The following is a 15,190-nucleotide window of genomic DNA, read 5'->3' as shown; positions in this document are numbered from 1 at the left end:
CCGGCCGCGGCCAGGCGGGGGATGCGCAGATGGATGCGCTGACAACAACTATTTCTGGATTGGATTAACGACCATGTCGAACGTCATTGAAAACCTCGGCAAGCTGGACCGCAAGGTGACCCTGGCTATTCCCAAGGCCGAAGTGCAGAAGGAAACGCAGGAGCGTCTGGCACGTCTGTCGAAGACCGTGAAAATGTCCGGCTTCCGCCCGGGCAAGGTGCCGATGAAGATGGTCGAGAAGCAATACGGCCAGCAGGTGGAATTCGAAGTGCGCTTCGACAAGGCCGCCCGCAAGTTCTTCGACATCACCCAGGCCCAGGACGTGAAGGTGGCCGGTCAGCCGAAGTTCGATATCAAGACCGACGGTGTTGCCGACGACGAACTGGCTTTCGAAGCCACCTTCGAGGTGTACCCGGAAGTCAAGATCGGCGAACTGGCCTCGGCCGAAGTGACTCGCACCAAGACCGAAATCGGCGACGCCGAGATCGACAAGACCGTCGACATCCTGCGCAAGCAGCGCGTGCACTACCACCACCGCGGTGAAGCCGGCGCCCATGGCGACGGCGGTGCCGAAGTGGCCGCCCAGAACGGCGACCGCGTGACGATCGACTTCGTCGGCAAGATCGACGGCGTCGAATTCGCCGGCGGCAAGGCCGAAGACTTCGTGTACGTGCTGGGCGAAGGCCGCATGCTGCCCGAGTTCGAGCAGGCCACGCTGGGCCTGAAGGAAGGCGAGAGCAAGACGTTCCCGCTGACGTTCCCCGAGGACTATCACGGCAAGGAAGTGGCCGGCAAGACTGCCGAGTTCACGATCACGCTGAAGAAGGTCGAGTGGGCCCACCTGCCGGAAGTGGACGATGCGTTCGCCAAGTCGCTCGGCATCGCCGACGGCAGCGTGGACAAGATGCGCGCCGACATCCGCGAAAACCTGGAGCGCGAAGTCAAGCGCCGCACGCATTCCATGCTGAAGGACGAAGTCATGGAAGCGCTGCTGAAGGTGAGCGAGCTGGACGTGCCGAAGTCCCTGATCGAACAGGATCAGGAACGCCTGGTGGAAATGGCTCGCCGTGACCTCGAGCAACGTGGCATGCCGAATGCCAAGGACATGCCGATCCCGGCCGAGATGTTCGCCCAACAGGCCGAGCGCCGCGTGAAGCTGGGCCTGATCCTGGCCGAAATCGTCAAGGCCAACGGTCTGGAAGCCAAGCCGGACCAGGTCAAGGCCGAAATCGAGGACTTCGCGAAGAGCTACGAAGACCCGAAGGAAGTCATGCGCTGGTACTACGGCGACCAGCAGCGCCTGGCCGAGATGGAAGCCTACGTGCTCGAAAACAACGTGGTAAATTTCGTGTGCGACAAGGCCAAGGTTGCGGACAAGTCGGTGTCGTTCGAGGAACTCACCGCCGCGCCCGCACAAGCCTGAGGTCGGGCAAGGCCGGATGCCGCGCTTTGACGTGGCGCCGGCCCGTGTCAGCCGGCCTCGCGCGCTGGCCGGTTGACACCATTCCTGAATATCTGGAGAACCTGCATGACCCGCAATGATTTGCTTGATCGTCTCGCCACCACGCAGGCTTCTGCCCTGGAGACCCAGGGTCTCGGACTGGTGCCGATGGTTGTCGAGCAGTCCGGCCGGGGCGAGCGCGCGTACGACATCTACTCGCGCCTGCTCAAGGAACGTGTCGTCTTCATGGTAGGCGAGGTCAACGACCAGACCGCCAACCTGGTGGTGGCCCAGTTGCTGTTCCTGGAAAGCGAAAACCCGGACAAGGACGTGTCGCTGTACATCAACTCGCCCGGCGGTTCGGTTTCGGCCGGTCTGGCGATCTACGACACGATGCAGTTCATCAAGCCCGACGTGCAGACCCTGTGCATGGGCATGGCGGCGAGCATGGGTGCGTTCCTGCTGGCCGCGGGTGCCAAGGGCAAGCGCAGCGCGCTGCCGAACTCGCGCATCATGATTCACCAGCCGCTGGGTGGTGCACGTGGCCAGGCCTCGGATATCGAGATCCAGGCACGCGAGATCCTGTACCTGCGCGAGCGCCTGAACAGCATCCTGTCGGAAGTCACCGGTCAGCCGGTCGAGAAGATTGCCCGCGACACCGATCGCGACAACTTCATGAGTGGCGACCAGGCGGTGGACTACGGTCTGATCGACAAGGTGATCACCCGCCGCAGTTGAAATTTGGCCGGTGTGTCGGCACATTGGTCCGGAAGCATCCCATCGGAAGCGTCCGGGCGGTGACCGGCAATGCCGGGCACCTGCCGCATTGGCCTGCGTCGTGCCAAATGACGAAGGCTACACCGGAACGAGGCTGTGCGCCTCGTTTTTGCGTTTTGCCCCACATGCAGGGGATGCCGCCGACTGTGCCAATTGTTTTGGCGTATGATGCGTTTAATGCGTTTCCCGCCGGGACGTTTCTGGCGGGATCCACACTGCTAATGTGACTGATTCCTATGGCGGACAAAAAAGGTTCATCCAGCGAGAAACTTCTCTACTGCTCGTTCTGCGGCAAGAGCCAGCACGAGGTAAAGAAGCTTATCGCGGGCCCGTCGGTGTTCATTTGCGACGAATGCATCGACCTGTGCAACGAGATTATCCGTGACGAGGCCGCCGCGACCGATAAGGACGCCGCTGCAGTCACGCGCTCGGATCTGCCCACGCCCCACGAAATCCGCGAAAGCCTTGACCAGTACGTGATTGGTCAGGAGCAGGCCAAGAAGATTCTGGCCGTGGCGGTCTACAACCACTACAAGCGTCTGAAGCACCTCGGCAAGAAGGACGACGTCGAGCTGTCGAAGAGCAACATCCTGCTGATCGGGCCCACGGGCTCGGGCAAGACGCTGCTTGCCCAGACGCTGGCGCGCCTGCTGAACGTGCCGTTCGTGATCGCCGACGCCACCACGCTGACCGAAGCCGGCTACGTGGGCGAGGATGTCGAGAACATCATCCAGAAGCTGCTGCAGAACTGCAACTACGAGGTCGAGAAGGCCCAGCGCGGCATCGTCTATATCGACGAAATCGACAAGATCTCGCGCAAGTCGGACAACCCGTCGATCACGCGCGACGTGTCGGGCGAGGGTGTCCAGCAGGCTCTGCTGAAGCTGATCGAAGGCACGATGGCCTCCGTGCCGCCGCAGGGCGGCCGCAAGCATCCGAACCAGGACTTCCTGCAGGTGGACACGACCAACATCCTGTTCATTTGCGGTGGTGCATTCGATGGCCTGGAAAAGGTCATCATGCAGCGTTCGGACAAGACCGGCATCGGTTTTGACGCGCAGGTGCAGAGCAAGGAAGAGCGCGAGGTCAGCGAGGTACTCCCGCAGACCGAGCCGGAGGACCTGATCAAGTTTGGTCTGATTCCGGAACTCATCGGGCGTCTGCCGGTGGTGGCAACGCTGGCGAAGCTCGACGAGGCCGCGCTGATGCAGATCCTGGTCGAGCCCAAGAACGCGCTGGTCAAGCAGTATCAGAAACTGCTGGCGATGGAAGGTGTCGAGCTGGAGATCCGTCCGGCTGCGCTGACCGCGATTGCGCGCAAGGCCATCCGCCGCAAGACGGGTGCCCGTGGCCTGCGTTCGATTCTCGAACAATCCCTGATGGACGTGATGTACGACCTGCCCAACTACAAGGGCGTGCAGAAGGTGGTGATCGACGAAAGCACGATCACCGGCGATGCGCCGCCGCTGCTCATGTACGAGGAGCAGCAGCCCAAGGTGGCAGGATCGAACTGAGCGAGGTCCAGCTGACGCCGAACGTGCCGGACCCACGTGGTCCCAACCATACTGGCGACACTTTCAAGCTGCCGTTCGCTGGAAAGCGAACGGCTTTTTTTCTTCAATTCCACAAACTAACGGGAGCAAACGCGGGTATGCTGTTTCAGAGTGGGTCGCGGGTGCAGTTTGACGCACGTTTTTTTAAGTGCCAGGAATTGATGACGGGTATCTTGCAATCGAATCCCGCGACCCTATTTACGCCTTAAATGACTGACTGGGGAAAATGATGTCCGGAACACAACTCCTCCCGGCTGAGCCGATTCGCCTGCCACTGTTGCCTCTGCGCGACGTGGTGGTGTTTCCGCACATGGTGATCCCACTGTTCGTGGGACGCCCGAAGTCCATCAAGGCGCTCGAGACTGCGATGGAGTCGGGCAAGAGCATCATGCTCGTGGCACAGAAGACGGCCGCCAAAGACGAACCGACAGCCGAAGACCTCTACGAGGTTGGCTGCATCGCCAATATCCTGCAAATGCTGAAGCTGCCCGACGGCACCGTAAAGGTGCTGGTGGAGGGTACGCAACGTGCAAACATTACCGAGGTGAGCGAGGACGATTCGCACTTCATGTGCGAAGCCGTGCCTGTGCCCCCGGCACCCACTGAGTCGGCCGAGACCGAGGCCCTGCGCCGAGCGATCGTGTCGCAGTTCGACCAGTACGTAAAGCTCAACAAGAAGATCCCGCCGGAGATCCTGACGTCGCTGTCGGGTATCGACGAGGCTGGCCGCCTGGCCGACACCATTGCCGCGCATCTGCCGATCAAGCTCGAGCAGAAGCAGAAGATCCTGGAAATGGTGAAGGTGACGGAGCGCCTGGAGAGCCTGCTTTCGCAGCTCGAAGGCGAGATCGACATCCTGCAGGTGGAAAAGCGCATCCGTGGCCGCGTCAAGCGCCAGATGGAGAAGTCCCAGCGCGAGTACTACCTGAACGAGCAGGTCAAGGCCATCCAGAAGGAACTGGGCGAGGGCGAGGAAGGTGCCGACCTTGAAGAGCTGGACAAGCGCATCAAGGCCGCACGCATGCCCAAGGAGGCCAAGAAGAAGGCCGACGCCGAGTTCAAGAAGCTCAAGCTGATGTCGCCGATGTCGGCCGAGGCGACCGTCGTGCGCAACTACATCGACACGCTGGTCAACCTGCCGTGGCGCAAGAAGAGCAAGGTCAACAACGACCTGGCGAACGCCGAGCGCGTGCTGGACGAAGACCACTACGGTCTGGAGAAGGTCAAGGAACGCATCCTTGAGTATCTTGCCGTGCAACAGCGCGTGGACAAGGTGAAGGCGCCGATCCTGTGCCTGGTCGGCCCCCCCGGCGTCGGCAAGACGTCGCTGGGCCAGTCGGTGGCACGCGCAACGAACCGCAAGTTCGTGCGCATGGCACTGGGTGGCGTGCGTGACGAGGCCGAGATTCGCGGTCACCGCCGTACCTACATCGGGTCGATGCCGGGCAAGATCCTGCAGAGCCTGTCGAAGGTTGGCGTGCGCAATCCGCTCTTCCTGCTCGACGAGATCGACAAGATGGGCATGGATTTCCGTGGCGACCCGTCGTCGGCCCTGCTCGAAGTGCTGGACCCGGAACAGAACCACACGTTCCAGGACCACTACATCGAAGTGGACTTCGACCTGTCGGACGTGATGTTCGTGGCGACGTCGAACTCGCTGAACATTCCGCCGCCGCTGCTGGACCGGATGGAAGTGATCCGCCTCTCGGGTTACACCGAGGACGAGAAGGTGAATATCGCCACGCGCTACCTGCTGCCGAAACAGATCCGCAACAATGGTCTGAAGCAGGGCGAGATCGAGGTCACCGAAGCGGCCATCCGCGACATCATTCGTTACTACACGCGTGAAGCCGGCGTACGTTCGCTGGAACGCGAGGTGTCGAAGATCGCCCGCAAGGTGGTCAAGCTCCTGCTGTTGAAGAAGGAGTCGAACGCGGTAAAGGTGGATTCCGAGAACCTCGACAAATTCCTCGGCGTGCGCAAGTACGACTTCGGCCTGGCCAACAAGGAAAACCAGGTGGGCCAGGTGACCGGTCTGGCGTGGACGGAAGTGGGCGGCGATCTGCTGACCATCGAAGCCGCGATCATGCCGGGCAAGGGCAACATCTCGCGTACCGGTTCGCTGGGCGACGTGATGAAGGAGTCGGTCGAGGCAGCGCGGTCGGTGGTGCGTTCGCGGGCGCGTCGCCTGGGTATTGCGGATGAGATGTTCGAGAAGCGCGACATCCACATCCACGTGCCTGAAGGCGCCACCCCCAAGGATGGTCCGTCGGCAGGTATCGCGATGACCACGGTGCTGGTGTCGGTGCTGACGGGCATTCCCGTGCGTGCCGATGTGGCGATGACCGGCGAGATCACGCTGCGCGGCGAAGTGCTGCCGATCGGTGGACTCAAGGAAAAGCTGCTGGCTGCCCACCGTGGCGGTATCAAGCTGGCGCTGATCCCCGAGGAAAACGTGAAGGACTTGGCGGACATCCCCGACAACGTCAAGAACGCCATCGAGATCGTGCCGGTGCGCTGGATCGACAAGGTGCTGGAGCTGGCACTCGAGCGCAAGCCCGAGGCCCTGCCTGACGAAGAGGCCAAGCCTGCCGAAGTGGCAGACAAGGGCGAATCCAAGGTCGAGCGCATTCATCACTGATCGACGCCATCGCTGAAACGCCAAAAGGCCGCGGGCTTACCCCCGCGGCCTTTTTGTTTGCCTGAGCGGGGTGATGCAAAAGAATCGTGCAATCAACGCTTGGCAAACCGAAAAGTCTCGTATTACAATCGCGGCCTCGCAACGCAAACAGCGGCAAGCAAGCAGTAACCGCCGAATCGTGCGCAGCGAGAATTACCTTGCAGGCAACTGGCTTGCGTGGTCCATGTGGGTGCTTAGCTCAGCTGGTAGAGCGGCGCCCTTACAAGGCGTAGGTCGGGGGTTCGAACCCCTCAGCACCCACCACACTGGATCGCAACGCACAGGATTGCAGGGGCACCGACACAAGGAGTGGTAGTTCAGTCGGTTAGAATACCGGCCTGTCACGCCGGGGGTCGCGGGTTCGAGTCCCGTCCACTCCGCCATATAAAAATGCCCGCGCCAGCGGGTTTTTTTTTGTAATACGACTTCGGCCGCGAAGCGGGCGCCCGATGTCGGAGTGGAGGAAGCCGCCTGCGCGGCTGCCGGGCGGGACGAGAAGGGCTGCGCTTGCAAGCGCAGCCGCGGCCTGCGGTATGTAGGCGAGTCCCGTCCACTCCGCCAAATATAAATGCCCGCGCCAGCGGGTTTATTTATTTGTATCGTCGCGAATGATCCGCGCGGTCGCACCCATTCGATAGCGCCGATTCCTGACGCAAACTCACGCCACGCCACATATTCCGCAGGTCTGGCGTCCCGCTCCTGATAGAATCGCAAAGTTTGACTGTCGGCCCAAGGCCTCAACCCTTTCACCCGAAAAGCATGCTTGATTTCGTACGCAACAACCGGCGCCTGATGCTTTTGCTGCTGCTGGTGCTTGTCTTCCCGTCGTTCGTGTTCTTCGGTGTCGAGAGCTACTCGCGCTTCATGGACAGCTCGCACGACGCCGCCAAGGTCGATGGCCGTACCATCACCGTGCAGGAAGTCGACAACGTGGTGCGTGACCAGACCGAGCGCATGCGCCAGATGCTTGGCAGCAACTACGACCCGCGCATGTTCGAGAGCGCCGCAGCGCGCCAGTCCGTGCTGGACCAGCTGATCCTGCAGCGCGTGGTGGCCGACGCCACGGCCAGGAAGAACCTGACCGTTTCCAACGAGCAACTGCGCCAGGCCATCGAAGCCATCCCGGCAATCGCCCAGTTGCGTGGTCCGGACGGCAAGTTCGACGAGAAGGCCTATATCCAGCTGCTGGCCCAGCAGGGCATGACGCCCGAGCAGCTTGATTCGCGCATGCGCTTCGAGCTGGCTACACAGCAACTGGGTGGCGCCGTGGGCACCACCGCGTTCGTGCCGAAGTCGCTGCTTGATCGCCTGATCTCCATCCGCGACCAGCAACGCGATGTGCAGGCCCTGGTCATCAAGCCGGCCGATTTCACGGCGAAGGTTACGCCCGATGCGGCGGCGCTGAAGGCCTACTACGAGGCCCACCAGTCGGCCTACACCACGCCCGAGCAGGCCAAGGTGGAGTATGTGGTGCTGTCGGGCGATGCCATGGCGGCCAGCCAGGCCGTGACGCCGGAAGAACTCAAGTCCTACTACGACAGCAATGCCCAGCGCTTCCGCACGGAAGAGCAGCGTCGTGCCAGCCATATCCTGATTACCGTCCCGAAGGACGCCAAGGACGCGGATCGCAAGGCTGCCAAGGACAAGGCCGAGAAGCTGCTCGAAGACGTGCGCAAGCATCCGGAGACTTTCGCCGACGTGGCGAAGAAGAACTCGCAGGATCCGGGTTCCGCCGAGAAGGGCGGCGACCTGGGGTTCATGGGGCGCGGCGCGCTGGTCAAGCCGTTCGAAGATGCCATGTACGCGCTCAAGGACGGCCAGATCAGCGATCTCGTGGAAACCGACTACGGCTACCACATCATCAAGCTGACCGGCATCAAGCCCGCCGCAACCCAGCCGCTGGATGAAGTGCGTCCGGAACTGGAAGCCGAACTGAAGAAGCAGCTGGCTGCCAAGAAGTACGCGGAGCAGGCCGATGCCTTCGGCAACACCGTCTACGAGCAGTCCGACAGCCTGAAGCCGGCTGCCGACAAGTTCAAGCTGACGATCCAGACGGCTGACAACGTCACGCGCCAGCCGAACCCGGCCCTGGGCAAGGACAGTCCGCTGAACAACGAGAAAGTGCTGAAGGCCTTGTTCAGCGATGACACGATCAAGAACAAGCGCAATACCGAGGCCATCCAGGTCGGCCCCACGACGCTGGTGGCTGCGCGAATCGTCGACTACCGCCCGTCGGCCGCGCGCAAGTTCGAGGAAGTGGAAGCCCAGGTGCGCCAGGCCTATATCGCGCAGCAGGCTGCCGAGCTGGCCCGCAAGGATGGCGAGGCCAGGCTGGAAGCGCTGAAGAAGGCCGACAGCGCCAGCGGGTTCGGTCCGACGATGATGGTGTCCCGTGCCAAGGCCGACAACCTGTCGCCGAAGGCCGTCGACGCGATCATGCGCGCCGATGCCACCAAGCTGCCGTCGGTGGTGGGTGTGGACCTGGGCGCGGACGGCTATGCGATCTATCGCATCAGCAAGGTCAGCACGCCGGCCGAAGCGAATGCCGGTCAGCGCCAGGCCGATGCCCAGCAACTGAGCCAGCTGGCAGGCCAGACCGAACTGGCGGCCTACTATGAAGCGCTGAAGGCCCAGGCAAAGGTCAAGATCCTGCATCCGGCGAAGTCGGAGGATCAGGCCCCGGCCAGCGAAGCCGCAGCGCACTGACGCCGCATCGCAACGCCGGAAGGCAAAAGCCCCTGCAGGTGCATACCGCAGGGGCTTTTTCTTTTCCTTCGCGCATTGTCCGCCCGTGTCCCTGCATCGGGACACGGGGCGGCGGCCACGGTCAGCGGCGCCGGGCAGGGGCCTTGAGCAGTGGTTTCAGTGCCGGCCAGACCGTGTCGAGCAGCGTCGACTGGGCAGCCGAGGTCGGATGGATCCGGTCCTCCTGGAACCATTCGGGCCGTGTCACGACCTTGTCCAGCAGGAACGGCACCAGTTGCGTGCGGTATTCCCCGGCAAGTTTCGGGAACAGTGAGAAGAACCGTTCGGTGTAGTCGGCACCGTAGTTCGGGGGGATGCGCATGCCGACCAGCACCACCTGTGCGCCGGCCTTCTGCGCGTCGCCGATGATGCTGCGCAGGTTGGCTTCGGTCGAAGGCAGCGACAGGCCCCGCAGCGCGTCGTTGGCGCCCAGTTCCACGATGACGATGGCCGGCTTGTGTCGCTTGAGCAGGTCCGGAAGCCGGGTCTTGCCGCCGACCGTGGTCTCGCCGCTGATGCTGGCATTCACGACGCTATAATCGAACCGCTCGTGGCGCAGGCGTTCCTGAAGCAGGCTCGCCCAGCCTGTCCCGCGTGCAATGCCGTATTCGGCCGACAGGCTGTCTCCGAGCACCAGTAGGGCAGGCCCGGCCGGCGCAGTGGCCGCGCTCTGTGCCATGGCGGGCGGCAGCAGTAGTGAACCGAACAGGGCGACCGCTGTCGCACCACAAGCTGCCAGCATCCGCCGGCGACCAACGTTTGCAATCCTCTCGCGCATGTCCTCTTCCATTCTTGCTGTCGCGTCACTCGGAAAGACCGTAGCCGACACGACGGGTTCGCTGACGATTCTGCACGACGTCACGTTTTCCGTCACGGCCGGCGAAACGCTGGCGATCGTCGGCGCGTCGGGGTCTGGCAAATCCACGCTGCTGGGCCTGCTGGCCGGGCTGGACTTGCCCAGCACTGGCTCGGTCAGCCTGCACGGGCAGGATATCTTCCAGCTCGATGAAGACCAGCGCGCCGCGCTGCGCGGGCGCCATGTCGGCTTTGTGTTCCAGTCGTTCCAGCTGGTGGGGCATCTGACCGCGCTGGAAAACGTGATGCTGCCGCTGGAGCTGCGTGGCGAAACCGTGCGTGTACGCGAGCGTGCCACGGAAATGCTTGAGCGTGTGGGGCTGGGCAAGCGTCTGACGCACTATCCCCGAACGCTGTCGGGGGGTGAGCAGCAGCGTGTGGCACTGGCCCGCGCATTCGTGGCGCGGCCGGACATCCTGTTTGCCGACGAGCCGACCGGCAGCCTGGACACCGCCACCGGCGAAGCGGTGATCGCGCTGATGTTCGAACTCAATCGCGACGCCGGTTCCACGCTGGTGCTGGTGACCCACGACCGCTCGGTCGCTGCGCGTTGTGGCCGCATCCTGACCATCGATGCCGGACGCGTGGCGAGCGACGAGTTGATGGGTACCGAAATCTAGCGGGCAGTCAGCCGATCAAGGCCGGGAGCGGCGTGAAGGTGGCAACCGCCGCCGCCTGCCTCAGCCGCGCCCCAGCACACCGCGAGCCCGTGCGATCAGCGCTGCCGTCGACGCATCATGCGTGGACGTGCCCTGGCCCGTGAGTTCCTGCTCGATCGGCCGCGCCAGGATCTTGCCCAGTTCCACGCCCCACTGGTCGAACGAATTGATGTTCCACACCACGCCCTGCACGAAGGTGCGGTGCTCATAGAGCGCGATCAGCGCGCCCAGCACGTGCGGAGTCAGATCCTCCATCAGCAGCGTATTGCTGGGACGGTTGCCCTCGAACACCATATGCGGGATGCGTGCCTCGTCAGTGACCCCGGCGGCGCGCAGTTCATCGGCGCCACGGCCCCGCATCAGCGCCTCGGCCTGGGCAAAGCAGTTCGCCAGCAGCTTGGCGTGATGGCCGGGCAGGTCGCGGGGCGGCACCAGGGGCGCCACGAAATCCACGGGTACGATCTGCGATCCCTGATGGATCATCTGGAAATAGGCGTGCTGCCCGTTGGTGCCCGCCGTGCCCCAGACCACCGGCGACGTTTCCACGTGCGCCGGGTCGCCGTTCAGCTGCACTGACTTGCCATTACTCTCCATTTCCAGTTGCTGCAGGAAGGCCGGAAATAGTTCGAGCGACGTCGAATAGGGTGCCATGCAGCTGGTCGGCATTCCAAAGAAATTGCGATACCAGATGCCGAGCATGCCCATTACCACGGGCATGTTGCGCGCCAGGGGCGCCGTGCGGAAATGATCGTCCATGGCCCGGCCGCCCAGCAACAGGTCTTCGAAGGCGTCGAAGCCTAAGGCCAATGCAATCGACAGGCCAACCGACGACCAGAGCGAGAAGCGGCCGCCGATCCAGTCCCAGAATTCGAACATGTTGGCCGGGTCGATACCGAACCTGACCACGGCTTCACGGTTGGTCGACACGGCAACGAAATGGCGCGCCAACTGGTTTTCGGCCACGCCGTGGCGCAGGAACCAGTCGCGCATGCTGCACGCGTTGGCCATGGTTTCCAGCGTCGTGAACGTCTTCGAGCACACGATGACGAGCGTGCGCGCCGGGTCCAGCCGCACCAGCGTTTCGGCCAGTTCGGTCCCGTCGACATTGGACACGAAATGCATGCGAGGCCCTTGCGGGTCCGCCAGGTGAGCCAGGGACCGGCACACCATGCGCGGACCCAGGTCCGATCCGCCGATGCCGATGTTGACGATGTCGGTGATGGTCTGGCCGTTGAAGCCGGTCCAGTTGCCGGTGCGCACGCTGGCGGCGAAATCGCGCATGCGGCGCAGTACGTCGTTGATGCCAGGCATGACCGATGACCCATCCACCTTGAACGGGGCGTCGGGCAGGGCGCGCAACGCCACGTGCAGGGCGGCGCGGTCTTCGGTCGTATTGATATGCTCGCCCGCGAACATGGCGTCGCGGCGCTGGGCCACGCCCGCTTCCTCGGCCAGCTTCATAAGCAGGGCAAAGGTCTCGAACGTGATGCGGTTCTTCGAAAAATCGAGGTACAGGCCGGCGGCTTCCAGCGAGAAGTCCTCGACGCGGCGGGCGGCTTCGGCCTCGGCAAACCACTGCTGCATCGGCGTATGGCGGATGGCATCGTAGTGGTGGCGCAGGGCGGTCCAGGCGTGGAGTTCAGTCGGCATGGGGTATTCTGAAATTCTCGGGGCATGGCCCGTAGTGACGGGCCTGAGCGCAAGTATATCGCTCCGATGTGATGTCAAAAGCCGAAAGTAGCAGCAAAACGTAACGGCACTTGCGGCATCGGCAAAACCTTAACAGCCGATCCGCCTGCGCCGTATCGGGCGTTGTCCGACTTGGTGCCGGCATTGTGCGCGGGGGTGCCCTGTGGTTGTGCGCTGCCGGCCATGCGCCGGTCTGTGCGCCAGCGCGCGTTAGCGGCGCAGTCGTGCGGCCACCCGGCGCAGCAGGGGTTCGCCGCCTGCCACGCACAGGCCGCCCGCGCAGATCACGGCAATGCCCAGCGCGGTAGTCCAGTCCGGCAAGTGGCCGAATGCGAAATATCCGACCACGGTGGCGGAGAAGATCTGCAGGTACAGGAACGGGCTCAGGAACGAGGCATCGGCGTACTGGAACGCGCGAATCACAAAGTAGTGTCCGACCGACCCGGTCAGCCCGGCCGACAGCAGCAGTGCCGCCTGCGCCAGCGTCGGCACGGACTCGAACCAGAAGAATGGCACCAGCAGCGTGGTCAGGGCGGCACCGGTCACGCCGCTCTGGATCAGCGTTGTCATGGGCGCGTCATGTGCGGCGATGCGGCGCGTCAGCATCTGCAGCAGTGCAAACAGCAGCGCCGAGAGCAGGCCCAGCCCAACGCCCAGCGCATCGAGTTCGCCGCCGGGTCGGACCACGACCAGCATGCCGGCAAAGCCGATACCGACCCCGATCCAGCGCGTCCAGCGCGCATGCAGGCCGGGGCGCTCGCCCAGCAGCCAGGGAGACAGCGCCACGACGATCAGCGGCGCACAGAAATTCAGCGCGGTGGCCGTCGCCAGCGGCATCAGCTTCAGCACGCTGAAGAACACCAGTGTCGAAGCCAGCATCAGCGCCCCGCGCAGCCATTGCAGGCGTGGCGCGGTCGGGCGCGACTGGCGTTGCCAGCGCGTCGGGCCGATCAGCAGGAAGATCGCCACCACATGGCCCAGATACCGGACCCAGGCCACGGCCACCACGGGCAGGCCCTGTTGGGTCAGCGTCTTGCCCGTGGCATCGAGCAGGCTCAGGATCCACTGGCCGATGACCAGCAGGGCGATGCCGGTCAGCAGACGGCGCCGCGCGCCATCGCCATTTTCGCCGCCAGTCAGTGTTGCGGCCTGCGTCATGCCGCGCCGCCTTGCAGCAACGCGTTGAAGATGGCCCGTGCGGGCAGGTAGAGTTCGCTCGCGGTCAGGCCCGCGGGCCCCGTGCCAGCGGCCACCAGCCGATCGGCGGCACGCCCGTGAATCCATACCCCGGCCCGCGCCGCCGCCAGCATCGGCACGCCTTGTGCCAGCAGCGCGCCGATCATTCCGGCCAGGACATCGCCGGTGCCGGCCGTGGAAAGCCCGGCATTGCCGGTGGGATTGATGGTGGCCGGCGCATTCTCGGCCGAGGCGATCACCGTGCCCGATCCCTTCAGCACGACGGTGGCCTGCCAGCGCGTAGCCAGTGCGTGGGCTGCGGCCAGGCGGTCGCGCTGCACATCGGCCACGTTGCTGCCAAGCAGGCGCGCGGCTTCCAGCGGATGCGGCGTCAACACGCAATCCAGGCCACTGTCGATCAGCGACTGGTTGAGCGTCTCGTCCGTGGCCAGCAGGTTCAGGGCATCGGCATCGAGCACCAGCGGCAGCGGAGGCTCGGCATTGGCGCAGAAGCCGATCAGCTGGGCCAGTTGCTTGCGCGCCGCCGTGCCGCTGCCCATGCCTGGCCCGGCCACGAATGCCGACATGGCATCGAGCGATAGTTCCGCCACCGGATGCAGCATCAGTTCCGGGTGGACCGGATCGATGGCCGGCGCCGGCTGGGCCAGAAAGCCCACATGCACGCGACCCGCCCCGAGATGCAGCGCGGCACGGGCGCCGAGCAGCGGGGCGCCGGTCATGCCATGGTTGCCGCCGATTACGGCCAGGCTGCCGAAGCGGCCCTTGTTGGCCGAATGCTCGCGGCGCGGCAGGGCATGCAGGAATGCGCCAGGCTGGTTGACGATGGCTGCCGGCCGCTCGGCGGGCGGATAATCCAGGCCCAGCGGGGCAATATCGATGGCGCCCGCGCAGTCGCGGCCGTCCAGCGTCAGCAGCCCAGGCTTGGCGCCCAGGAACGTCAGTGTGCGGCGTGCGCGGACGGCCGGCTGGCCCGCGCCCGTATCGGCAAACAGGCCGCTCGGGATATCGAGCGCGTAGACCGGTAGATGCGACCCGTTGAGATGCGCGATCCAGCGTGCCACGTCGCCATCGGCGGCACGGTTCAGGCCGATGCCAAGCAGGCCGTCGACGACCGCGACGCAGCCCGTGGGCCAGGGCGGCAGGGCCGCATCGGGGTCCGGATGCATCGCCAGCAGCGGCACGCCGGCGCTGCGGGCCTCGAACCAGGCCCGCGCGGCATCGGCCGGCAACTGGTCCGCTTCGGCGATCAGCCACGCTTCGACCAGGCGTCCGGCCTGGTGCAGGCGCGTGGCGGCCACCAGGGCATCGCCGCCATTGTTGCCACGGCCGGCGAGGAACAGGACGCGGCCATTGGGTACGTGCTGGTGGATCCAGTCAGCTGCGGCGGCACCGGCGCGCGACATCAGCGTGAAGGGCGGCGTGGCATCCAGGCCTGCCTGCTCCACGCGGCGGATCGCGGCCACGTCGTAGAGCGGGGTTGGATCGTCGCCGGCGGCATCGAGCGCGACCCAGGCGGCTGCGGCATTGGTTTCCGCCGGGCCGGATGGCGGGTTGGCAGGCGAGGTAGAAGAGGGGACGTCGGTATTCATGTCGT

The 15,190-nt window shown here is 64.1% G+C and carries 10 protein-coding genes and 2 tRNA genes; 8 read left to right on the top strand and 4 right to left on the bottom strand.

The features are described 5' to 3' along the window. The first annotated feature begins 73 nt into the window (after window positions 1-73). The 7 genes from tig to A9J21_RS18075 all read left to right on the top strand — a co-directional run bounded on the left by tig (window position 74) and on the right by A9J21_RS18075 (window position 9,157). Window positions 74-1,423: a trigger factor gene (gene tig / locus A9J21_RS18105; RefSeq protein WP_066738114.1), complete on the top strand. Its 1,350-nt coding sequence runs from the start codon at window positions 74-76 to the stop codon at window positions 1,421-1,423. A 105-nt stretch (window positions 1,424-1,528) separates the two neighbouring features. Then, on the top strand, window positions 1,529-2,179 hold the full coding sequence (clpP, locus tag A9J21_RS18100; RefSeq protein WP_008651661.1) for an ATP-dependent Clp endopeptidase proteolytic subunit ClpP: 651 nt from the start codon (window positions 1,529-1,531) through the stop codon (window positions 2,177-2,179). 275 nt (window positions 2,180-2,454) lie between these two features. Further along, the gene (gene clpX / locus A9J21_RS18095) at window positions 2,455-3,732 is read left to right on the top strand and encodes an ATP-dependent Clp protease ATP-binding subunit ClpX (RefSeq protein ID WP_066738113.1); all 1,278 of its coding nucleotides are present in this window, start codon (window positions 2,455-2,457) and stop codon (window positions 3,730-3,732) included. Window positions 3,733-4,000: 268 nt separating this feature from the next. Next, the gene (gene lon, locus A9J21_RS18090; RefSeq protein ID WP_066738900.1) at window positions 4,001-6,412 is read left to right on the top strand and encodes an endopeptidase La; all 2,412 of its coding nucleotides are present in this window, start codon (window positions 4,001-4,003) and stop codon (window positions 6,410-6,412) included. Between the two features lie 227 nt (window positions 6,413-6,639). Then, window positions 6,640-6,715, top strand: a tRNA-Val gene (locus A9J21_RS18085). Window positions 6,716-6,757: 42 nt separating this feature from the next. Then, window positions 6,758-6,834: transfer RNA gene (locus tag A9J21_RS18080), tRNA-Asp, on the top strand. A 376-nt stretch (window positions 6,835-7,210) separates the two neighbouring features. Beyond that, on the top strand, window positions 7,211-9,157 hold the full coding sequence (locus tag A9J21_RS18075; protein ID WP_066738111.1) for a SurA N-terminal domain-containing protein: 1,947 nt from the start codon (window positions 7,211-7,213) through the stop codon (window positions 9,155-9,157). 121 nt (window positions 9,158-9,278) lie between these two features. On the opposite strand, the gene A9J21_RS18070 is transcribed toward A9J21_RS18075, so the two are convergent. After that, on the bottom strand, window positions 9,279-9,986 hold the full coding sequence (locus A9J21_RS18070) for an arylesterase (protein WP_082926497.1): 708 nt from the start codon (window positions 9,984-9,986) through the stop codon (window positions 9,279-9,281). Between A9J21_RS18070 and A9J21_RS18065 the strand changes: the two genes are divergently transcribed. Beyond that, on the top strand, window positions 9,973-10,671 hold the full coding sequence (locus A9J21_RS18065; protein ID WP_066738109.1) for an ABC transporter ATP-binding protein: 699 nt from the start codon (window positions 9,973-9,975) through the stop codon (window positions 10,669-10,671). The genes A9J21_RS18070 and A9J21_RS18065 overlap by 14 nt on opposite strands. A gap of 60 nt (window positions 10,672-10,731) precedes the next feature. Here A9J21_RS18065 and pgi read toward each other — a convergent pair whose 3' ends face one another. The 3 genes from pgi to A9J21_RS18050 form a co-directional block, all read right to left on the bottom strand. After that, complete coding sequence (gene pgi, locus A9J21_RS18060) at window positions 10,732-12,360, bottom strand: glucose-6-phosphate isomerase (RefSeq protein WP_066738107.1); 1,629 nt, start codon at window positions 12,358-12,360, stop codon at window positions 10,732-10,734. Between the two features lie 249 nt (window positions 12,361-12,609). Next, the gene (locus A9J21_RS18055) at window positions 12,610-13,557 is read right to left on the bottom strand and encodes a DMT family transporter (protein ID WP_066738105.1); all 948 of its coding nucleotides are present in this window, start codon (window positions 13,555-13,557) and stop codon (window positions 12,610-12,612) included. After that, window positions 13,554-15,185 carry a bifunctional ADP-dependent NAD(P)H-hydrate dehydratase/NAD(P)H-hydrate epimerase gene (locus A9J21_RS18050; RefSeq protein WP_066738104.1) on the bottom strand — a complete coding sequence of 544 codons (1,632 nt, stop codon included), beginning with the start codon at window positions 15,183-15,185 and terminating at the stop codon, window positions 13,554-13,556. The genes A9J21_RS18055 and A9J21_RS18050 overlap by 4 nt, the downstream gene beginning before the upstream one ends. Window positions 15,186-15,190: the final 5 nt, after the last annotated feature.

The organism is Cupriavidus sp. D384 (assembly GCF_001652915.1).
Lineage (GTDB): Bacteria > Pseudomonadota > Gammaproteobacteria > Burkholderiales > Burkholderiaceae > Cupriavidus.
Note: the sequence above shows the minus strand (reverse complement) of the source record. Positions and strands in the feature narration are given on the sequence as shown.